This is a genomic window from Microbispora catharanthi (assembly GCF_006334915.2).
GTDB lineage: Bacteria > Actinomycetota > Actinomycetes > Streptosporangiales > Streptosporangiaceae > Microbispora > Microbispora catharanthi.
This window is the reverse complement of the sequence record NZ_VDMA02000016.1, coordinates 164,534-183,560: the sequence shown is the minus strand read 5'-3', so window position 1 is coordinate 183,560 and position 19,027 is coordinate 164,534. Positions and strand designations below refer to the sequence as shown.

At 72.7% G+C, this 19,027-nt stretch carries 20 protein-coding genes and 1 riboswitch; of the genes, 6 read left to right on the top strand and 14 right to left on the bottom strand.

All coding sequences use genetic code 11. The features are described from left to right. Positions 1–2 precede the first annotated feature (2 nt). The 9 genes from FH610_RS27860 to menB form a co-directional block, all read right to left on the bottom strand. Positions 3–446, bottom strand: a complete 444-nt coding sequence (locus FH610_RS27860; protein ID WP_139577988.1) for an SRPBCC family protein — start codon at positions 444–446, stop codon at positions 3–5. A 21-nt stretch (positions 447–467) separates the two neighbouring features. After that, positions 468–818, bottom strand: a complete 351-nt coding sequence (locus tag FH610_RS27855) for an ArsR/SmtB family transcription factor (RefSeq protein WP_139577987.1) — start codon at positions 816–818, stop codon at positions 468–470. Next, the gene (locus FH610_RS27850) at positions 815–1,276 is read right to left on the bottom strand and encodes an SRPBCC family protein (protein WP_139577986.1); all 462 of its coding nucleotides are present in this window, start codon (positions 1,274–1,276) and stop codon (positions 815–817) included. The genes FH610_RS27855 and FH610_RS27850 overlap by 4 nt, the downstream gene beginning before the upstream one ends. A gap of 128 nt (positions 1,277–1,404) precedes the next feature. Beyond that, positions 1,405–3,000, bottom strand: a complete 1,596-nt coding sequence (locus FH610_RS27845; protein ID WP_139577985.1) for a helix-turn-helix domain-containing protein — start codon at positions 2,998–3,000, stop codon at positions 1,405–1,407. Next, a complete protein-coding gene (locus FH610_RS27840; protein WP_139577984.1) occupies positions 2,997–4,328 on the bottom strand; it encodes a serine hydrolase domain-containing protein in 1,332 nt (443 codons plus the stop codon). The genes FH610_RS27845 and FH610_RS27840 overlap by 4 nt, the downstream gene beginning before the upstream one ends. Positions 4,329–4,401: 73 nt before the next feature. Then, on the bottom strand, positions 4,402–4,944 hold the full coding sequence (locus FH610_RS27835) for a DUF1203 domain-containing protein (RefSeq protein ID WP_139577983.1): 543 nt from the start codon (positions 4,942–4,944) through the stop codon (positions 4,402–4,404). A 55-nt stretch (positions 4,945–4,999) separates the two neighbouring features. After that, positions 5,000–5,641, bottom strand: a complete 642-nt coding sequence (locus tag FH610_RS27830) for a DedA family protein (RefSeq protein ID WP_076435912.1) — start codon at positions 5,639–5,641, stop codon at positions 5,000–5,002. Between the two features lie 127 nt (positions 5,642–5,768). Beyond that, positions 5,769–7,418, bottom strand: coding sequence for a 2-succinyl-5-enolpyruvyl-6-hydroxy-3-cyclohexene-1-carboxylic-acid synthase (gene menD, locus FH610_RS27825; protein WP_139577982.1), 1,650 nt, complete (start codon positions 7,416–7,418; stop codon positions 5,769–5,771). A 118-nt stretch (positions 7,419–7,536) separates the two neighbouring features. Then, positions 7,537–8,367 (bottom strand): 1,4-dihydroxy-2-naphthoyl-CoA synthase, encoded by an 831-nt coding sequence (menB, locus tag FH610_RS27820; RefSeq protein ID WP_079313902.1) that lies wholly within the window; start codon positions 8,365–8,367, stop codon positions 7,537–7,539. Between the two features lie 108 nt (positions 8,368–8,475). Between menB and FH610_RS27815 the strand changes: the two genes are divergently transcribed. The 3 genes from FH610_RS27815 (at position 8,476) to FH610_RS27805 (ending at position 11,585) form a co-directional block, all read left to right on the top strand. Continuing rightward, the gene (locus tag FH610_RS27815) at positions 8,476–9,609 is read left to right on the top strand and encodes an AMP-binding protein (protein WP_139577981.1); all 1,134 of its coding nucleotides are present in this window, start codon (positions 8,476–8,478) and stop codon (positions 9,607–9,609) included. 40 nt (positions 9,610–9,649) lie between these two features. Next, complete coding sequence (locus tag FH610_RS27810; RefSeq protein WP_139577980.1) at positions 9,650–10,033, top strand: hypothetical protein; 384 nt, start codon at positions 9,650–9,652, stop codon at positions 10,031–10,033. 166 nt (positions 10,034–10,199) lie between these two features. Next, positions 10,200–11,585: an RNA polymerase sigma factor gene (locus FH610_RS27805; protein WP_139577979.1), complete on the top strand. Its 1,386-nt coding sequence runs from the start codon at positions 10,200–10,202 to the stop codon at positions 11,583–11,585. A 74-nt stretch (positions 11,586–11,659) separates the two neighbouring features. Here FH610_RS27805 and FH610_RS27800 read toward each other — a convergent pair whose 3' ends face one another. After that, entirely contained in the window at positions 11,660–12,112 is a 453-nt protein-coding gene (locus FH610_RS27800; protein WP_205826112.1) for a hypothetical protein, read from the bottom strand. A 142-nt stretch (positions 12,113–12,254) separates the two neighbouring features. Between FH610_RS27800 and FH610_RS27795 the strand changes: the two genes are divergently transcribed. Both FH610_RS27795 and FH610_RS27790 read left to right on the top strand, forming a co-directional pair. Continuing rightward, entirely contained in the window at positions 12,255–12,830 is a 576-nt protein-coding gene (locus tag FH610_RS27795) for a TetR/AcrR family transcriptional regulator C-terminal domain-containing protein (RefSeq protein ID WP_167538779.1), read from the top strand. Positions 12,831–13,154: 324 nt separating this feature from the next. Next, a complete protein-coding gene (locus FH610_RS27790) occupies positions 13,155–13,355 on the top strand; it encodes a DUF5999 family protein (protein WP_139577978.1) in 201 nt (66 codons plus the stop codon). Here the strand turns inward: FH610_RS27790 and FH610_RS27785 are convergent. After that, entirely contained in the window at positions 13,342–13,938 is a 597-nt protein-coding gene (locus FH610_RS27785) for an alpha/beta hydrolase family protein (protein WP_139577977.1), read from the bottom strand. The genes FH610_RS27790 and FH610_RS27785 overlap by 14 nt on opposite strands. Before the next feature lie 93 nt (positions 13,939–14,031). Between FH610_RS27785 and FH610_RS27780 the strand changes: the two genes are divergently transcribed. Beyond that, a complete protein-coding gene (locus tag FH610_RS27780) occupies positions 14,032–14,442 on the top strand; it encodes a hypothetical protein (protein ID WP_139577976.1) in 411 nt (136 codons plus the stop codon). A gap of 140 nt (positions 14,443–14,582) precedes the next feature. Here FH610_RS27780 and FH610_RS27775 read toward each other — a convergent pair whose 3' ends face one another. The 3 genes from FH610_RS27775 to FH610_RS27765 form a co-directional block, all read right to left on the bottom strand. Next, positions 14,583–15,125, bottom strand: a complete 543-nt coding sequence (locus tag FH610_RS27775) for a hypothetical protein (RefSeq protein WP_139577975.1) — start codon at positions 15,123–15,125, stop codon at positions 14,583–14,585. A gap of 91 nt (positions 15,126–15,216) precedes the next feature. Then, positions 15,217–18,042 (bottom strand): aminomethyl-transferring glycine dehydrogenase, encoded by a 2,826-nt coding sequence (gcvP, locus tag FH610_RS27770; protein WP_139577974.1) that lies wholly within the window; start codon positions 18,040–18,042, stop codon positions 15,217–15,219. A gap of 182 nt (positions 18,043–18,224) precedes the next feature. Continuing rightward, positions 18,225–18,316, bottom strand: a riboswitch (glycine riboswitch). Positions 18,317–18,381: 65 nt separating this feature from the next. Next, positions 18,382–18,999 (bottom strand): MerR family transcriptional regulator, encoded by a 618-nt coding sequence (locus tag FH610_RS27765; RefSeq protein ID WP_240809230.1) that lies wholly within the window; start codon positions 18,997–18,999, stop codon positions 18,382–18,384. Positions 19,000–19,027: the final 28 nt, after the last annotated feature.

Here is a 19,027-nt window from a genome sequence, read left to right as displayed (position 1 = left end):
GCTCAGTGCCAGTCGCTGATCTGCACGTCCCGCGGCGACGGCGCGCCCTCGCCGGTCTCCACCAGGGACTTCAGGCTCATCAGGAACGTGGCCCACTTGGTGCTGCAGTGGTGCATGAACTCCACGGGCTCCTTCCAGCCCCGGTGCGTGAACAGCACGATCGTGTAGTCGCCGTCCTGGCGGAGGTGCCAGTCGATCGTCGTCCCGACCCATTCCTCGGGGCCGTCGGCCACCCGCCACACCACCCGCTCGGACGGAGCCAGCTCGACGACCTCCATGTCGAAGCCGCCGGGCGGGAACCGGAACTCGAGCACGCCGCCGACGTCGCCGCTCCCCTTCGTGTCGTCGGTCCACCAGCCGGCGAGGCCCTCGACGGTCGTCAGCGCGTCGTACACCTTCTCCGGCGACGGGCTCTTGACCCCGATCCTGTGCAGGATGTCTGCCATCTTCGATTCTCCTTGGTCTCGTCAGTCCTGTTGGGTGCGCTGGATCGCCTCGGCGATCCGCTTGATCCGCTGCAGCCGGGCGTCCCACGCCGCGCCGACGGACGACAGCTGGGCCACCGCGCGGGCGAGCTGGGCGTCGTCCACCCGATACCGCTTCTCCCGGCCCGCCGGCGTCCCCCGGACCAGGCCGGCCCGGTCGAGGACACCGAGGTGCTTGGCCACCGCCTGACGGGTGACCGGGAGCCGCTGGGCCAGCGAGGTCGCGGTGCCGTCGCCCTCGATGAGCAGCAGGTCGAGCATCCGGCGCCGGGTCGGGTCTCCGATCGCCGACCAGAGGTCGTCGTCCACGCTCTCGGCCGCCGCGACGCTCACGGCCGCACCCGCAGCGTCGCGACGTACGCCGCCAGCCGCGGCAGGTAGAAGTCCCAGCCGGTGACGTGCTCCCGGTACTGCTGCTCCAAGACGGCGACCTCCCAGCCCATCTCGCGGAAGCCGGACTCGGTCATCTTGAGCAGCGTCCCGCCGCCAGAGGGAGTCAGGTCGAAGGTGACCAGCAGCGAGTTGCCCTCGGCCGCCACCTCACCGGCCGGATGCGTCCAGCGGAACGAGAACGTCCGCGGCGGCCGCACGTCGAGGACGGTGAACGACACCACCGCCCCGCCGGCGTCGCGGTCACCGAAGACGATCTCCCCTGCCGCCCCGGGCGCCGGCTCGTACCGGGCGTCGTCCGGCCACCACTCCTTGAGGTGGTCGGGACTGCTCACCACCTCGAAGACGATCTCCGGCGACGCCTCGATGTAGATCTCGCGCTCGATTGTGCCGAACTCCACGTCAGCCTCCTGCAACGTTTGGTTGCACATGAGGTTATCCAGGAGGGTGGCGCTAGCGCAACCATTGGTTGCACGTTGCTGATTCCAGCCGCGCGAGTCGCCTCACCGGGCTTCCCGCGCTCGTCGTGCTATCGGCCGAAGATCCGCATCTGGAGCATGACGCCGAGCCGCGCGTCCGAGTCGGCCAGGTCCAGCCCGCCGATCTCGGTCAGCCGCTTGAGGCGGTAGCGGAAGGTGTTGGGGTGCACGTGGACCCGCGCGGCGGCGGCGTTGACGTCGCCGAAGGCGTCCAGGTAGGCCCGCAGGGTGGCGACCAGCTCGCCGCCGTGCTCGGCGTCGTACGCGAGCAGCCGCTCGTACGGCCCGGTGGGCGCCTGCTTCTCCGCCCTGACCAGATCGGCCAGCTGGAGCAGCAACGCCTCGAAGTGCACGCTCGTATACCCGGCCACCTGGCCGGAGGCGCTCCTGGCGCGCAGCACCCGCAGCGCCCGGTCGGCGTCGGCCCGCGACCTGGCCACCTCGGTGAGGTCGGCCGCCAGGCGCCCCACGCCGATGTTGGCCGCGTGCCGGGGGCCGACCCTGGTCAGGAAGCTCTCCGCCACGCGTACGGCCCGCGTCTCCTCCTGCCCGCCGGCCTGCAGGGGCAGCACGGCGTAGGCCACCGAGCCGACCAGCGCGGCGGCGGCCCTGGGGTGGATGGCCCCGACGTGCAGCGCGAGGGCGTCGCAGAACCGCTGCCTGTCGCCCTCCAGCCGGGCGGCGTCGTCGTAGGTCTCCTCGGTGAGCTGGGCCGCGAGCACGCACAGGCGCTCGCTCGCCACGCCCAGACGGCCCGCAGCCTCCGCCGCGTCACGGCCGCCGGCGAGCACGGTCGACAGCAGGTCGGCGCGCAGCCGCCTGCTGGTGTCGGCCCCGGCGCGCTGCCGCAGGAGCTGCAAGGCGACGATCTTGGCGGCGTCGGCGAGGGCGCGCCGCCGCTGCTCGCTGAGCGGCTCGCGCACCGCGGCCCAGATGGAGCCGAGGATCTCGTCCCCCGAGCGGACGGCCACCGCCGCCCGGTTGATCCCCTCGTCGTCGAGTTCGATGTAGATCGGCTCGCGGCTCTGGTAGAGCCGGCGGAAGACGCCGCCTTCCTCCAGCATCCGCCGATACCGCTCCGGCACCTGACGGCCGAGCACGGTGGCCACCCGCCCGGGGTCGGCCTCCTCCTGGCGCTCGGAGTAGGCCAGCACGCGCGAGGAGCGGTCCTCGATGGTCACCGGCGCGTCCAGCAGCGCGCACACGGCGTTGGCCAGTGAGAACAGGCCGTCCGGCGGGGGCTCTCCCGGCTCGGCGAGATCGCCTTCACCCCGGAGCTCGGCCAGCAGGGAGCGCAGCAGCGCCGCCACCTGGGCCCAGGAGGCGGCGCGGGTGAGGCCGAGCACGGCGACCCCGGTCTCCAGGACCTTCGCGCGGAGCGGCTCGTCCACCTCCACCGGCTGCTTGACGACGATGCCGGCCGCCGGACCGGCCGCGTCGAGCAGGGCCCGGATCCGCTCGGCCGAGTCCACCCCGACGGCGAGCACGAGAGCCCCCTCCTGAAGCAGCGGCTCGTCGAGGGGGTCGTAGATGTGCACCCCGGTGACCTCGGCGTCGAGGTCACCGGGTGAGGCGGCCACGTCGAGCACGGTGCTGCCGAGATCCTCCAGGACCCGGCGCAGGCTGGCGCGCGGCCGTGCGCTCATTCCCCGCCTCGGCCGATCCTGGGCGTGGCCCGCGCGCCGAGGTGGACGTACGGCGTGCCGTCGGCGAGCTGGAAGAACACCGCCGACCACCAGTCGGGCTGCCCCTCCGGGCGGCCGACGAAGGTGACGTCGTCCACCGGCACGAGGTCGAAGTCCATGGGCGGCTGCGCGCCGGCGAGGGCGCCCGTGGCCTCCATGTGCGTCGCGAGCGCTCCGTCGCGCACGGTCATCGTGATGCGCATGCCGGCCCGCTCGTAGACCCCGGCGTACCGCTCCACGTCGGTCTCGTACGGCTCGGCCGGCGGGCCGAGCACGGGCGGGACGGTCAGGCCGAGCAGGTCGGCGAACAGCTCGGTGGCCACGGCGTGCTGGAAGGCGCCGGTCTGGCCGCCGTTGGCCAGCACGCACACGACCGTGCCCGTGCCGGGGACCGCCCAGAGCATGGCCGCCTGGCCGATCGTGTTGCCGCCGTGGGAGATCACCCGGCGGCCGTCCCACTCGTCGAGGATCCAGCCGATCCCCCACTGCCGGCCCAGCGTGTGCGGGTTGGGGACGTCCACCTGCGGCTCCCACATCGCCCGCGGGTCGGCCAGCAGGCCTCCGTCGAGGTGGGCGCGGGCGAACGCCACGACGTCGGCGGCGCGGGCGCAGATCAGCCCGGCGGGCCCGGCCGAGCGCATCAGGCCCCACATCGGCGCGGGCGCGCCGCCCATGTGGCCCATGGCCGCGCGGAAGCGCAGGACGTCCTCCGGCAGGGTCCAGGTGTGGGTCAGGCCCAGGGGCTCGACGACCTGCTCGCGCAGCGCGGCGTCCCACACCTTGCCGGTCAGGCGCTCGACCGCCCGGCCCGCGATGGACAGGCCGGAGTTGCAGTACGAGTGGGTGGCGCCGAGCGGGTGGATCTGCGCGAGGTCCGCGCACGCCTCGACGTACTTCTCCAGGCAGTCGTCGCCTCTGCCGGTGTCGAGGAACAGGTCGCCGTCGATGCCCGAGGTGTGCGACAGCAGGTGCCGGAGCGTGACCGTCTTGGACACCTCCGGGTCCGCGACCCGGAACTCCGGCAGGATCTCCCGCACCGGGGTGTCGAGGGTGACCCGCCCCTGCTCGGCCAGCAGCATGATCTGCGTCGCCGTCCACAGCTTCGTTATCGAGCCGATCTGGAAGAGCGAGTCGGGGGTCGCCTCGACGCCGGTGGCGACGTTCAGCACTCCGGCGGCGAACTCGTGGACCTCTCCCTCGTGCAGGAAGGCCAGGGTCGCACCGGGCACCTCGTACTCGGCGATCAGCTCACCGAGCCGGGTCTGCCATCGTCCTGCCACGTCAGCCATCGGAGGGGGTCCTTTCGTCGCCGGGCCGTTGCCCGAACGCTAGGCGTCCTTTCCCGCCGCTGCTTCGTCCACCTCAACGAACCGGCGCATCGCTCGTAGTGGGATTCTCCAACACCCCGCGCCGTACCTCGAACAGGAAACAGCCGAACTCCACGGCCCGCACGTGGACCACCGCCGTCTCGGGGTCCTCCAGCAGGGTGTCCAGCAGGATCGACGCCGCGACGGGGTCGGCCGACTGGTGCCCATCCACGAGGTGCCCGTTCAGGATGGAGCCGTCGGCGCGGTAGGTGCGGAAGACCCGGCGCGGGCCGCCCATCGCCGCCGGGTAGCCGGGCCCTGTCTTCGACTGGGGGCCCTCGCACGGCTCCTCGTGGACGAACACCGGCCCGACCTCCTCGTACGCCCCGGGGTCGGCGCCGGTCTCCACCGCCCAGCGGCGCAGCGGCGCGTAGGCCGCGAGCAGGACCGCCTCCCCGGGCCGGGAGCGGCGCAGGCAGCAGCGCAGCGGGCTGCCGCCCTCCTCCTCGACGATCCGGCGCGGCCTCCGCCCGGCGTCGTCGGTCTTCCTGATCTGGTCAAGCACGTCGGGCGCGATGGCCCTGATCTCGAACGTCATGCCCTCATCGTGGCCGTGCGGCCGTCCGGAGGGCTGGCGGGAAACGGACGGCGCGCTACGAGGCGCTGACGGTCTCCGGCACGGTCTCCTCCTCGCTCGCGGCCTTGGCGGCCTTGCGCTTGAGCCACAGGGTGGTGCCGATGCCGACCAGGACGGCGACCACCAGCCCCACCCAGGAGAAGCCCTTGAGCCACTTGTCGGCCACCACGCCCAGGTAGTAGACCCCGGCCGTGGTCCCGCCCGCCCACGCGACGCCGCCGAGGACGTTGGCGACGAGGAAGCGCCAGTACGGCATGTGCAGGGCCCCGGCCAGCGGCCCGGCGAGGATCCGCAGCAGGGCGATGAAGCGGCCGAAGAACACCGCCCACATCCCGTGGCGGTTGAACATGTGCTCCGCCCTGGCGATGTGCGCGGGGCCGAAGTGTTTGGGGAAGCGCCGTCCCAGCCGGTCGAACAGCGCCCGTCCGCCCTTGCGGCCGATCAGATAGCCGATGGAGTCCCCCACGATCGCGCCGCCGCTCGCGCAGAGCCCGACGACCAAAGGGTCCACGACCCCTCTGGACGACAGCAGCGCGGCGCTCACCAGCACGATCTCACCCGGGAGCGGGATGCCCAGGCTCTCCAGCCCGATGACGGCGCCCACGAGCACGTAGACCCAGACGGACGGGATGGTCTGCAGCCACTCGTCGACGTGCATCTCACTCCCTCAACGCGGTAACAGCACCCATTCTGCCGTCGCCCAACGGGTGCGACATCCGCCGGAAGGACCAACGCGGGTAACCCGGGAGAAGGACGGGCGTGCCCCGCCTCCGACCGGGAGCCGATCAGTCGCGCATCGCCACGCGCACGGCGTCGCGCATCGCGGCATGGACGGCCGCGTTGCTCACCCGGTCGGTGCGCGCCTCCACGATGCGCAGGCCGTCCCCCTTGATCGCCCTGGACAGCTCCTCCGGGTCCTCGACCAGCGTGTACGGCAGGCCGCTCGCGGCCGCCAGGTAGCCGAGATCCACCCCGTGGGGAGTGCCGAAGACCCGCTCGAACGGGTCCTCCAGCGCGGCCTGCGGCAGCAGCGAGAAGATCCCGCCGCCGTCGTTGTTCACCACCATGAGGCACAGGTCGGGCCGGGGCTCGCGCGGGCCGAGGATCAGGCCGTTCTGGTCGTGCAGCAGCGTGAGGTCGCCGATCAGCGCGTACGCCGGGCCGTTGTGGGCGAGCGCCGCCCCGACGGCGGTGGAGACCAGCCCGTCGATGCCCGACGCGCCCCGGTTGGCCATCAGCCGCAGTCCCCGCCGGGGGCGCATGGCCTGGTCGAGGTCGCGGATCGGCATGGAAGATCCGCAGAACAGCAGCGAGCCGTTGGGCAGCACCTCGACGAGGTCCCTGGCCAGCCGCGGCTCGGTCAGCCCCGAGGAGTCGAGAACCGCGTCGATCGCCTCGCGGGCCACGTGGTCGGCGTGCCGCCAGGCGCGCAGCCAGGCGTCCCCGCCGGCCGCGATCGGGATCTCCACGGCCTGGGCCACCTGCGTCGCCGAGCGGGTCGGGTCGGGCCACCGGGTCAGATCGGGGGCGACCACGATGTGCTCCCCGGCCCGGCGCAGCCACGACAGCAGCGGGCGCGACAGCCCGGGGCGGCCGAGGGTGACCACGACGTCGGGCCGGTGGGCGTCGGCCCACTCCTGGTCGCCCAGCAGGAAGTGGTAGGTCGAGATCGCGTGGTCGCCGTACCGGCCGCCGCCGTTGGGCTCCGACAGCACGGGCCAGCCCGCCATGCCCGCGGCGGCGACGTATCGCCGCACGTTGGCGGCGCCGTCGCCGACGACCAGCACCCCGCGCCGGGTCGGCGGGATGTGCAGGGCGGCGGAGGGCGGCGCGACCCGGGCCCGGAACCACGCGCCGGAGGCGTCGCCGTCCAGCGGCTCGCACCAGCTCGCGTCCCCGTCGGGGATCAGCGGCTCGCGGAAGGCCACGTTGAGGTGGACGGGCCCGGGGTCCGGCGGCCCGGCGGCGCGCTGGCAGGCCCGGGACACCAGCGACCGCCAGTAGGCCACCTGGCCCGGCCGCTCCTCGGGCACGCCGACCTCGGCGAACCAACGCACGGCCGAGCCGTACAGCTTGACCTGGTCGATCGTCTGGTTGGCGCCGGTGCCGCGCAGCTCGGGCGGCCGGTCGGCGGTCAGCAGGAGCAGCGGGACGCCCGACTCGGACGCCTCGATCACGGCGGGGTGGAAGTTGGCCGCCGCCGTGCCCGAGGTGCAGATCAGGGCCACCGGCCGCTCGGACCGCTTGGCCAGGCCGAGGGCGACGTACGAGGCCGACCGCTCGTCGACGCGCACGTGCAGCCGCACCCGCGACTCGGCGTGCGCGGCGAGCGCCAGCGGCGCGGACCGGGAGCCCGGGGCGAGCACCACGTCGGTGACCCCGCAGCGCACCAGTTCGTCGATCAGGACGGTCGAGAGGGCGGTCGCCGGGTTCACCGCCGCGCCCCCAGAACGCCCCGGTCGGCCCGGTTCCTGTCCACCCGCCCGTCTCCTCCCGTTCCCGCAGCCGCAAGCGTACGGCAAAACGGAGAGGCCGCCGTCATCACGCGGCCGTCTACGGGCGGCGGGGGAACTTCGAGAAGTCCGGCTTGCGCTTCTCCTTGAACGCGTCGCGGCCCTCCTGGGCCTCCTCGCTCATGTAGTAGATCAGCGTCGCGTCGCCGGCGAACTGCTGCATGCCGGCCGCGCCGTCGGTCACCGCGTTGAGCGCGCCCTTCAGCATGCGCAGCGCGAGGGGCGACTTCTCCAGCAGCTCGCGGGCCCACTGGACGGTCTCCTCCTCAAGGCGCTCCAGCGGCACCACCGCGTTGACCAGGCCCCACTGAAGCGCGGTCTGGGCGTCGTACTGGCGGCACAGGTACCAGATCTCGCGGGCCCGCTTGAGGCCCACGGTCTCGGCGAGCAGCCAGGAGCCGTACCCTCCGTCGAACGAGCCCACCTTGGGGCCGGTCTGGCCGAACCTGGCGTTGTCGGCGGCGATCGTCAGGTCGCAGCAGACGTGCAGCACGTGGCCGCCGCCGATGGCGTAGCCCGCCACCATGGCGATGACCGGCTTGGGGCAGCGGCGGATCTGCACCTGCAGGTCCAGGACGTTGAGCCGGCCGATGCCGTGGGTCTTGTCGTCCACGTAGCCGTCGTCGCCGCGGATCTTCTGGTCGCCGCCGGAGCAGAACGCCTTGTCCCCGGCGCCGGTGAAGATGATCACACCGACCTCGGTGTCCTCCTGGGCGCGGTTGAAGGCCTCGCGGAGCTCGAACAAGGTCGTGGGCCGGAAGGCGTTGTGCCGCTCGGGGCGGTTGATCGTGATCTTCGCCATCCCCTCCGCGGTCTCGTAGATGATGTCCTCGTACTCGCCCGACCGCTTCCAGTCGACCCCGCTCGTCACACCCGCTCCTTCGTCGTCACCAACCAGGCGGTCGCCTCCGGCCACCGCACCGGGACTAACCTTACGACCGTGCTCAGCCCTCCCGGACACCACCCAGGACAGCGACCCGTGCACGCTCTCGTCCTGCCTCCGGGGCCCGCCCTGTCCGAGGCCGTACGGCAGGCCCTGACCGGCGACGCGCCCACCGTGCTGCCGCTGTCGCCCGACCTGCCGCGGCCCGCGCTCGAGGCGACGCTCGCCGCGCTGCGCCCCACCCACGTCGTCACCGCCGGCGGCGTGCGGCGCGAGCCGGACGGGGTGCCGTCCGACGCCGCGCTGATCATCGCGACCTCCGGCTCCACCGGCGTCCCGAAGGGGGTGGAGCTGACGGCCGAGGCGCTGCTCGCCTCGGCCCGCGCCTCGCTGTCCAGGCTCGGCGCCGGCGAGGGCGACCGCTGGCTGTGCTGCCTGCCGCCGTCGCACATCTCCGGCGCGCAGGTGCTCGTCCGGTCGCTGCTGTGCGGCACCGAGCCGATCGTCCACGCGCGCTTCTCCCCCGACGAGGTCGCCGCGAGCGGGGCGGACCACGTCTCGCTGGTCCCCACCCAGTTGCGGCGGATGCTGGACGCGGGGGCGGACGTCGCGGCCTTCGGCACGATCCTGCTCGGCGGGGCCGCCGCCCCTCCGGGCCTGCTGGCCGAGGCCCGCGCGGCGGGGGCCAGGATCGTCACCACGTACGGCTCGAGCGAGACGAGCGGCGGATGCGTGTACGACGGCGTGCCGCTCGACGGAGTCGAGGTCAAGATCGGCGGCGACGGGCGGGTGCGGATCGCGGGCCCTGTGCTGTTCTCGGGTTACCGCCTGCGCGAGGAGCGGCCCTTCGAGGGCGGCTGGTTCGTCACCTCCGACCTGGGCTCGATCGAGGACGGACGGCTCACCGTGCTGGGCCGGGCCGACGACGTGATCAACACCGGGGGCCGCAAGGTCGTGGCCGGCTCGGTCGCCGGGGTCCTGGCCGGGCACCCGGCCGTACGCGACGTCGTGGTGGTGGGCAGGCCCGACCCCGAGTGGGGCGAGATCGTGGTCGCCGTCGTGGTCCCCCGCGATGGCGGCGAGGTCACGCTCGGCGAGCTGAGGGCCTTCGCCAAGGAGCGGCTGCCCGCCTACGCCGCGCCGCGCGCCGTCGAGCTGGTGTCCCAGATACCGCTCCTGCCGAACGGCAAACCCGATATGGTCGAACTCAAGAACCGGAACCGCGGATGACCTTCGTGCGTCTGTAAGAGCAGGGGGAAGGGGACGCCGCATGCAACCGATCCGCTTCACGCCGGCCCACAAGATGATGGCCTCCGCCGTGCTCGTCGGCGTCGTCATCGTGGGCGGGGCGTCGATCACGGCCGCCGCCTTCGCGGGCCGCCTGGACGACGTCGCGAAGGTGGGCGACGCCCCCGCCGCCAAGCTCGGCCCGGCGACGGGCGGTCACGGAGGATCGGTCGAGGTCTCCCCCGACGATCCCGGCCGCGGCGAGCTCACCGGGCCGCGGGCCACTCCCGAGGTCGACCCCGACGTGGTGCTGAAGGAGCTCACGGACGACCCGGACGGGGTCGCCGACTACTGGACCCGCGAGCGCATGCAGGACGCGAACCCCATGCCGGTGCCCCAGGTCAGCGTCAGCATCATCCCCGACTGACCGGCCCGCCCGGGGCGAGTCCGGCAGCGTCCCCAGCGGGGTGAGGGAACAAACCGGGCGCGAGAGCGTTATTGATACTGGTGCGCTGAGCTGCCGGACGCCGCGCCCCGATCGCAAGCATCAGACCTCGAACCAACCATGAACTCCGCAAGGAGGAGGTGTCCTCATGCCCCGGACCGCCGTGGCGGCCTCGCCCGAGCGCGAGGCGACCCCGACGACGCTCGACCTGCTCCTGGAGCGAGGCCGTGCGCAGGGTCGTCTTTCCCTGTCGGAGCTGCGCGAGGCCTTCGCGAAGGCCGGCGTCAGCCCCGTCGAGGGCCGCTCGATCCTGCGCGAGCTCACCGAGGCGGGCGTGAACCTGGCCGCCGACAACGGCACGCAGAACGAGCCGGGCGCGCAGACCGAGGCGGCAGCCGAGACGGGGGCGCCGACCCCCGCCAAGGCGCCGGCCAGGAAGTCCCGCCGGGCCGCCCAGGCCGCGGCGCAGGCCTCCAAGAACGGGCCGGCCGCCAGGAGCGCCGCGAAGAAGACGGCCAAGGCCGCCGACGAGGAGCCGTACGACGAGGAGCCGCAGGCCGACGAGGCCGAGGCGGAGGACGGCGAGACGCTCGACCTCGACGACACCTCCTCGGTCATGGGCGACTCGGTCCACACCTACCTGAAGTCCATCGGGCGCCGCACCCTGCTCACCGCCGCCCAGGAGGTGGAGCTGGCCAAGCGCATCGAGGCCGGGCTGTACGCCGAGTACAAGCTGGAGACCGCCCTCGAGAACGGCGAGCACCTGCCCCCGCACGTGCGTGAGGACCTGGAATGGGTCATCGAGGACGGCAGGCGGGCCAAGGACCACATGCTGGAGGCCAACCTCCGCCTGGTCGTCTCCGTGGCCAAGAAGTACACCGATCGCGGCATGGCCCTGCTCGACGTCGTGCAGGAGGGCAACCTCGGCCTGATCCGCGCCGTCGAGAAGTTCGACTACACCAAGGGCTACAAGTTCTCGACGTACGCCATGTGGTGGATCCGGCAGGCCATCCAGCGCGGCTTCGCCGACTCGGCCCGCACGATCCGGCTGCCCGTCCACGTGCTGGAGATGCTGTCGAAGCTGTCGCGCGTCGAGCGTGACATGCACCAGCGGCTCGGCCGGGAGCCCACGCCGGAGGAGCTGGCCGTCGAGCTGGACAAGACCCCGGACCAGATCGAGGAGCTGCTGCGCACCAGCCGGCAGCCGATCAGCCTCGATTCGACCATCGGCGAGGACGGCGAGACGCGTATCGGCGACCTCATCGAGGACGTCGACTCCCCCGAGGCGTCCGAGGTCGTGGACCGGCAACTGCTGGCCGAGCAGCTCAAGGGCGTGCTGAGCAACCTGTCGCCGCGTGAGGCGAAGATCATGAGCCTGCGCTTCGGCCTGGCCGACGGCAAGCCGCACACGCTGGACGAGATCGGCAAGCACCTGGGCCTGACCCGGGAGCGGATCCGCCAGCTTGAGAAGGAGTCGCTGTCCAAGCTGCGCCACCCGAGCAACACCCGCCCGCTGCTCGACTGGGCCAGCTGAAACTCGGACCGGCTGATTCAGATATTCGTACGGCCCGCACCCCCTGGGGGTGCGGGCCGTACTGCTGCCTGCGCTCAGCGGCCGGCGGCGGCCAGGCCCTTGCGTACGTCGCGCGGGGTCAGGCGGGCGGGGTCGCCCGTCTTGGAGGCGCGGGGCACCCGGGGGATGCCGCTGAGGCGGTGCGCCTCGCGCAGCGTGCGCAGGCGGTTCACCTCGTCGGTCCACAGCGCGCCGTCGGGGGTGGCCTTCGCCTTGCGCCGGGCGATCCTGCTGTCGTAGGACTTCACGCCGAAAGTGGCGCGCTGGCCCGCCTCCGCGGCGCGCAGCGCCTCGGTCAGGGCGGCGTCGAGGCCCAGGGCCGCCTCACGGAGCTCGGCGAGCGGCGCGCCCGCCGCCTTCGCCTCCTGGAACCGCCGCTGCGCCACCCGGACCTTCTCCAGCACGTGGTCGAAGTCCTTCCGGATCTCCAGATCCGCGTGGTAGCGGACCTCCGCCTCCCGGCTCACCCGCGGACGGAAAAACGCCATCGTCAGCCCCTTCGGTATCGGACTCGCGCAATCGAACGTGCGCAATCGAACTCGCGTCGCAGTCGGTAGCGTACGCGCTCCGCGCGGGGGCTCGCACCGCAGGGTGCGCCGCCCTTTACGAAGTAAGGATCGATATGGCAGCATGATCGCCGTGCCTGCCAAGCGACCACCCGTCCCCCTCTCCCGCGAGCGGATCATCGACGCCGCCCTGCACATCGCCGACGGCCAGGGCCTGCGCCGGCTGACCATGCGACGTCTCGGCGACGCCCTCCAGGTGGAGGCCATGGCGATCTACCACCACCTGCCGCGGGGCAAGGAGGCGCTGATGGACGCCCTCGCCGAGCACGTGACGACCGTGGAGGTCGATCCGGCCGCCGCCACCACCTGGCAGGACAGGGCGCGCGCCTGGGCCCGCGCGAGCCGTGCCGCGCTGCTCGAGCACCCGGGCGTGCTGTCGCTGGCCCTGACCAAGCCGCCGAAGGGGTCGGCCCTCATCGCGATTACGGAGCAGACCGAGCAGTTGCGCGAGTCGGGGGCGGGCGACCCGGCTGGAGCGGTCCGCGCGCTGCGTGCCTACGTCTTCGGCAGCGTGGCGGTGGAGGTCCAGCAGTCGGGGTGGGCCGATCCGGACGCCGAGGTGCGCGACGCGCGCACCGCCGAGGGCGAGCGCGACTTCGAGCACGGCCTCGACGCGCTGATCACGGGCCTCGGCGGCTGAGAGCCGGAGATTTCCGGGCCGGCCGCATCGGCCGTGTTCGGTGACCGGAATCTGTGATCTCTCGGTTACCCGGCCGTCGGCGTGTCGAGGCCGGACCGTTGCCTCCAATGGGGCATTCTTGTGTACTAGGTCACATCAGTGTGCGTGAGCCTGCTCGGGGTGCGGCCGGGTCCCCTGCCCGACCGGCGGAAATGCTCCGAACTGACTATGTCGTACGGATGCGGCCGAGCCGCAAACTGGTGTAGTCCAGTGTGGTGTGCGTCATACCCCACGGACACCAGGAAGACAAAAAAGAGCGAACGATAAAGACACGGAGCCCCGGCGATGTGCCCTCATGAACCGGCCTGTCCCAGAGCGGATGCAAAGGACCGAGAAGCCGCCCGCACGATAGCCTGTCACCCCGAGCAAGGCTGGAGCCTGCTCTGCAACGGCGTCGTGCTGTTCGAGGACACCGGCGAGCTGCTGCCCGACGGCGGCGTCATCGCCCCGCACCGCCCCACCGACATGGCCATCAGCGCGGCCTAGGCGAAAGCAGCCACCGCGCCACCACCTCGCCCACCCGGGCGGGGTCCTTCTTGAACTCGTGCCCCTCCCCCGGGAGGACCACGAGACGTGCGGCGTCCTTCTCGTCCGGCACGCCGAACGGATCCCGATCCCCGTTGACCACGAGCACGGGGGTCCCCGCCTGCCTCAGCTCTTCCGCCCGCGACCGTTCCGGCTTGCCCGGCGGGTGGAGCGGGAACGCGAGCGCCACCACCGCCTCGGCCCCGGCGGCGCTCGCGGTGCGGCAGGCGACCCGCGCGCCGTTGCTCCGCCCGCCCTGGACGAGCGGCAGGCCCGGGTGGCGCTCGCGGAGCTCGGCGACGATCGACAGCCACGCCTCGTCCTGCTTGACCGCCGACCCCGGCGCCCGCGCGCCGCGCAGCCGGAAGGGCTGGGTCACCCGTGCGACGGTCCCCCCGATCGCCAGCACCGCGTCCCGCACGGCGAGCAGGTCGGGGGCGTCCACACCTCCCCCGGACCCGTGGGTCAGGACCAGCAGCAGCCGGGGATCGGCCGCCTCGTCCACCTCGGCCAGGGCGCGGCCGTGCGGAGTCTCGATCTCCATGCCGGCGACGGTAGCGGGTCCGACCGGAGCAGGAGCAGGCGACCCTACGATCGGAGGATGGCGGGCCCCCGCGAAAGGGGCCAGAATGTCATGGTGACGGACATCGCATCGCAGCAGCCGCCGCCCGCGACCGGGCGCCCCGTCCCTCCGCCGCCGGCGGCCCCCTCGACCCGCGAGGACCTGCGCGCCGTCATGGCGGCCCGCCGCGACCTCGGCCCTGAGTACGAGGACGCGCTGGTCGACTCGTTCCTCGACAAGCTCGACGTCGAGATCGCCGCACGGATACGCAACGAGGTGGCGGCCCAGCTACGTCACCAGCCGCCCGGCCCCCTGGTCAAGCAGAAGGACAGCGCCGTGGGCGTGGCCATGGGGTCGCTGGCCCTGGGCATCCCGCTGACCGGGATCGCGGTGGCGAACGCGGGCCCCGCGGGCCTGCTCCTGGCCTGGGGCGGGATCATCGCGGTCAACTTCGCCTACGCCGTCAGCCGACGCTCCCAGCGCTGACACCCGGCGGGATCAGTCGGCGTCCATCGGCGCCGGTTGTCCTCGATCTCCACGCGATGCGCGGCCGCCCGTCGGACGAGGTAGGTCTTGCCGGGAGCGGTGGTCCGGCCCCGGCGGTCACCGCCGCCGGCTGAGCGCCCTCAGCCGGCCGCGCCGGCCTCCATCGGGGGGCGGACGTCCCGCCCCAGGCGCAGCAGTACCTGCTCGGCGAGCGCGGGGTCGGGATGGTCGAGGCCGTAGCGCCACACGGTCTCCGCGTCGGCGTCGCGGCCCCGCAGCGGCAGCGTGCGGGCCAGCAGTTCGATCGCGAGCGCGCCGGTGCCTGCGTCGGCCCCCTCCTGGCGGCTGTCCTCCACCGCCCCGGCGAACTGCGCGCACGCCATCTCCAGGTGCGCCATGCCGAGCAGCACCCGCAGGCGCGCCGGGTCGGCCACCGCGCTGACCGACAGCGCCTCAAGCAGGACGTCGGCGGCCCGCTCGGGTTCGCCGTCCTCCAGCAGCCGCTCGGCCATCCGCTCGACCACGACGGAAAGACCCTCGCCGGCCTCGCCGCGGTCCGGCGCGTCCTCGTCCGCGGCGAGTTCCGCGAAGATCGCGGCAGCGCCGTCGAGGTCGCCGCTTTCGGCGAGCCGGCGCGCGTGGTCGAGCCGGTCGGACCGCCGCCCGGAATCGATGGCCGTCATACAGGGGCCTCGCATGGTCGCAGGTGATGAGGAACGATCACCGCGATCTTAACGAGACCGGCCGCCGGGCGGGGCCGACATACCCAACTGATCAGTCCTCGTACGCCTCCAGGGGCGGGCAGGAGCAGACGAGGTTGCGGTCGCCGTACGCCTGGTCGATGCGGCGCACCGGCGACCAGTACTTGTCGTCCCGCAGGCCGGGCACCGGGTAGGCGGCCACCGCCCGCGAGTACGGGTGGGTCCACTCGTCGGCGGTGAGGCACTCGGCCGTGTGCGGGGCGTTGCGGAGCGGGTTGTCGGTCTTGTCGTACTCTCCCGACGCCACCTTGGCGATCTCGTCCCGGATGGCGATCATCGCGTCGACGAAGCGGTCGAGTTCGGCCAGGTCCTCGCTCTCCGTCGGCTCGATCATGAGCGTCCCGGCGACGGGGAACGACATCGTGGGCGCGTGGAAGCCGTAGTCGATCAGCCGCTTGGCCACGTCGTCCACCGTGACGCCGGTCTCCTTGGTGATCTGGCGCAGGTCGACGATGCACTCGTGGGCGACCAGGCCGTCCCTGCCGGTGTACAGCACCGGATAGTGCGGCGCCAGCCGCCGGGCCAGGTAGTTGGCCGACAGGATCGCCTGCTCGGTGGCCTGTCGCAGCCCGTCGGCGCCCATCATCCTGACGTACGCCCAGGAGATCGGCAGGATGCCCGCCGAGCCGTACGGCGCGGCGGACACGTGCGCCGGCAGGTGCTCGGCGAGGTGCGCCTTGACCGCCACCGGGCCGACGCCGGGGCCACCGCCGCCGTGCGGGATGCAGAAGGTCTTGTGCAGGTTCAGGTGGGAGACGTCCGCGCCGAACTCGCCCAGCTTGGCCAGGCCCACCAGCGCGTTGAGGTTGGCCCCGTCCACGTAGACCTGCCCGCCGGCCTCGTGCACCCGCTCGCAGATCTCGACGATCGTCTCCTCGTACACCCCGTGGGTGGACGGGTAGGTCACCATGATCGCGGCGAGCGCGTCGCGGTGCTTGTCGATCTTGGCGGCGAGGTCGGCGACGTCGACGTTGCCGTTCTCGTCGCAGGCCACCACGACCACCCGCATGCCCGCCATGACGGCGCTGGCGGCGTTGGTGCCGTGGGCGGAGGACGGGATGAGGCACACGTCGCGGCCGCCCTCGCCCCTGGAGCGGTGGTAGGACCTGATCGCCAGCAGTCCGGCGAACTCGCCCTGGGAGCCCGCGTTCGGCTGGATCGACACCCGGTCGTAGCCGGTGACCTCGGCCAGCCAGCCCTCCAGCGTCGCGATCAGCTCGGCGTATCCCTCGGCCTGCTCCGCCGGCGCGAACGGGTGGATCGAGGCGAACTCCGGCCAGGTGACCGGCTCCATCTCTGTGGTCGCGTTGAGCTTCATCGTGCAGGAGCCCAGCGGGATCATCGAGCGGTCGAGCGCGATGTCCTTGTCCTGCAGCCGCCGCAGGTAACGCAACATCGCCGTCTCGGACCGGTGGGAGTGGAACACCGGGTGGGTGAGGAAGTCCGAGGTCCGCTGCAGGTCGGCCGGGAGCGCGTCGGAGGTCACCCGGTCGAGGTCCTCGACCACGAGTTCGGGCGCGCCGAACGCCGCCCAGACCGCCCGCAGGTGGTCCGTGGTGGTCTTCTCGTCGCAGGCGACGCCGACGTGGTCGTCGTCGGCCAGGCGCAGGTTCACGCCCCGCTCCGCGGCGGCGGCCACGACCTGAGTGGCCCGCCCGGGCACGCGGGCGAGCACCGTGTCGAAGAACTCGTCGTGGACGACCTCCACGCCGCCCTCGCGCAGCCCGGCGGCCAGGACGGCAGCGTGGCGGTGCGCCCGCTGGGCGATCCTCCTGAGGCCCTCCGGGCCGTGGTAAACGGCGTACATCGACGCCATGACGGCGAGCAGCACCTGCGCGGTGCAGATGTTGCTGGTGGCCTTCTCCCGCCGGATGTGCTGCTCGCGGGTCTGCAGGGCCAGGCGGTAGGCCGTGCGGCCGTCGGCGTCCACCGAGACGCCGACCAGGCGGCCCGGCATCTGCCGCTGCAGTCCCTCGCGGACGGCCATGTACGCGGCGTGGGGGCCGCCGTAGCCCAGCGGGACACCGAAGCGCTGAGAGGAGCCGACGGCGATGTCGGCGCCCTGCTCGCCCGGGGACTCCAGCAGGGTCAGCGCCAGCAGGTCGGCCGCGGCCACCAGCAGCGCCCCCTGGGCGTGCGCCCGCTCGGCGACCGGGCGGAAGGAGGCCACCCGGCCGCTCGCGCCCGGATACTGGACGAGGACTCCGAAGCACTCGGGCAGCTCGCCGGCGAGGTCGGACTCGACCAGCGTGATGCCGAGCGGCTCGGCGCGGGTCGCCAGCACGGCCTTGGTCTGCGGCAGCGCGTCCGCGTCCACCACGAACACGTCGGTCTTCACCTTGCTCGCCCGCCGGGCCAGCGTCATCGCCTCGGCCGCGGCCGTCGCCTCGTCGAGCAGGGACGCGCCGGCGACGTCGAGGCCGGTGAGGTCCGACACGACCGTCTGGAAGTTCAGCAGCGCCTCCAGCCGCCCCTGCGAGATCTCCGGCTGGTAGGGCGTGTACGCGGTGTACCAGCCGGGGTTCTCCATCACGTTGCGGAGGACGACACCCGGGGTGATCGTGTCGTGGTACCCGAGGCCGATCATCGGGGTCAGCACCCGGTTGCGGCCGGCGAGGGCGCGCAGCTCGGCCAGGGCCTCGGCCTCCCCCACCGCCTCGGGCAGGTTCAGCGGGCCGCGCGTGCGGATGGCCTCGGGCACGGCCAGCGCGAGCAGGTCGGCCACCGACTCGTAGCCGACGGCCTCCAGCATCCGGGCGCGGCCGGCCTCGGAGGGGCCGATGTGACGGGTGGCGAAGGGCGGAGCGGAAAGATCGCGAAGCGTGGACCGATCGGTCATGACAGGGGCCTCCTGGGCGGGTCGAGACCTGCGGCGACCGTCCGGCGCCCTGCGTGGCGCGGCCGGTCGTGAAGCGGTCTCCCCCTCTGTCATCGGACCTGAGAGCTTCACCGGGCCGTCGAGCCCGGCTTTCCCCTTCGGTGAGGCGCCGCCTGGCCGGCGGGCCTGCTTTTCAGAGTCGCCTCGTCCGTGCGGTACGGATGCCTGAGAGATTCCGGGGAGGTTTGCTCCTTCGGCGCCCCTGAAGGCCAGGGGTCTCTCCCGCACGAGGTCGTCGGCCGTGTTCCACTCTACCGGCTACCCGTTATCGGGCATCACTCCCACCCCTGCGGAATGATCTCAGCCGGTCCTGCGGGCCTTTCTCCGGCGGGCCAGCTCGTCCGAGGGATGGTCCCCCTCCGCATCCGGAGCGGCCTCCGCGCGCTCGCCCGGAAGCTCGGCCAGCGATCCCTCGACCTCCCGCCACACCCGCCCGAGCGCGATGCCGAACACGCCCTGGCCACCCTGCAGCAGGTCGATCACCTCGTCGGCGCTCGTGCACTCGTAGACGCTCACGCCGTCGCTCATCAAAGTGATCTGGGCCAGGTCGTTGACGCCGCGGTCGCGCAGATGCCGTACGGCGGTGCGTATCTGCTGGAGGGAGACCCCCGTGTCCAGAAGACGTTTGACGACCTTCAGGACGAGGATGTCGCGGAAGCTGTACAGTCGCTGGGACCCGGATCCCTGGGCGGCCCTTATCGTCGGGAGCACCAGTTCGGTCCGGGCCCAGTAGTCGAGTTGCCGGTAGGTGATCCCGGCCGCCGCGCACGCCGTGGGCCCGCGGTATCCGATGCCCTGGGGCAGCGCCGTCGGCTGCTCGTCGAACAGCAGACCCTGTTCGCCGGCGCGCTCGCGCGCCGCCTGCCGAACCGGGTCGTGCTGGCCGGCCGACTTACCCTCGCCGCTGCTGACCGCCACTGCGGACCTCCGGCTTTCTCTCATCCCA

Excerpts from the sequence above, each read along its gene's own strand:
- FH610_RS27860 (WP_139577988.1), bottom strand. The coding sequence starts at position 446 with ATGGCAGACATCCTGCACAGGATCGGGGTCAAGAGCCCGTCGCCGGAG.
- FH610_RS27845 (WP_139577985.1), bottom strand. The coding sequence starts at position 3,000 with ATGAGCGCACGGCCGCGCGCCAGCCTGCGCCGGGTCCTGGAGGATCTC.
- FH610_RS27840 (WP_139577984.1), bottom strand. The coding sequence starts at position 4,328 with ATGGCTGACGTGGCAGGACGATGGCAGACCCGGCTCGGTGAGCTGATC.
- FH610_RS27835 (WP_139577983.1), bottom strand. The coding sequence starts at position 4,944 with ATGACGTTCGAGATCAGGGCCATCGCGCCCGACGTGCTTGACCAGATC.
- FH610_RS27830 (WP_076435912.1), bottom strand. The coding sequence starts at position 5,641 with ATGCACGTCGACGAGTGGCTGCAGACCATCCCGTCCGTCTGGGTCTAC.
- FH610_RS27810 (WP_139577980.1), top strand. The coding sequence starts at position 9,650 with ATGCAACCGATCCGCTTCACGCCGGCCCACAAGATGATGGCCTCCGCC.
- FH610_RS27805 (WP_139577979.1), top strand. The coding sequence starts at position 10,200 with ATGCCCCGGACCGCCGTGGCGGCCTCGCCCGAGCGCGAGGCGACCCCG.
- FH610_RS27800 (WP_205826112.1), bottom strand. The coding sequence starts at position 12,112 with ATGGCGTTTTTCCGTCCGCGGGTGAGCCGGGAGGCGGAGGTCCGCTAC.
- FH610_RS27795 (WP_167538779.1), top strand. The coding sequence starts at position 12,255 with ATGATCGCCGTGCCTGCCAAGCGACCACCCGTCCCCCTCTCCCGCGAG.
- FH610_RS27790 (WP_139577978.1), top strand. The coding sequence starts at position 13,155 with ATGTGCCCTCATGAACCGGCCTGTCCCAGAGCGGATGCAAAGGACCGA.
- FH610_RS27785 (WP_139577977.1), bottom strand. The coding sequence starts at position 13,938 with ATGGAGATCGAGACTCCGCACGGCCGCGCCCTGGCCGAGGTGGACGAG.
- FH610_RS27775 (WP_139577975.1), bottom strand. The coding sequence starts at position 15,125 with ATGACGGCCATCGATTCCGGGCGGCGGTCCGACCGGCTCGACCACGCG.
- gcvP (WP_139577974.1), bottom strand. The coding sequence starts at position 18,042 with ATGACCGATCGGTCCACGCTTCGCGATCTTTCCGCTCCGCCCTTCGCC.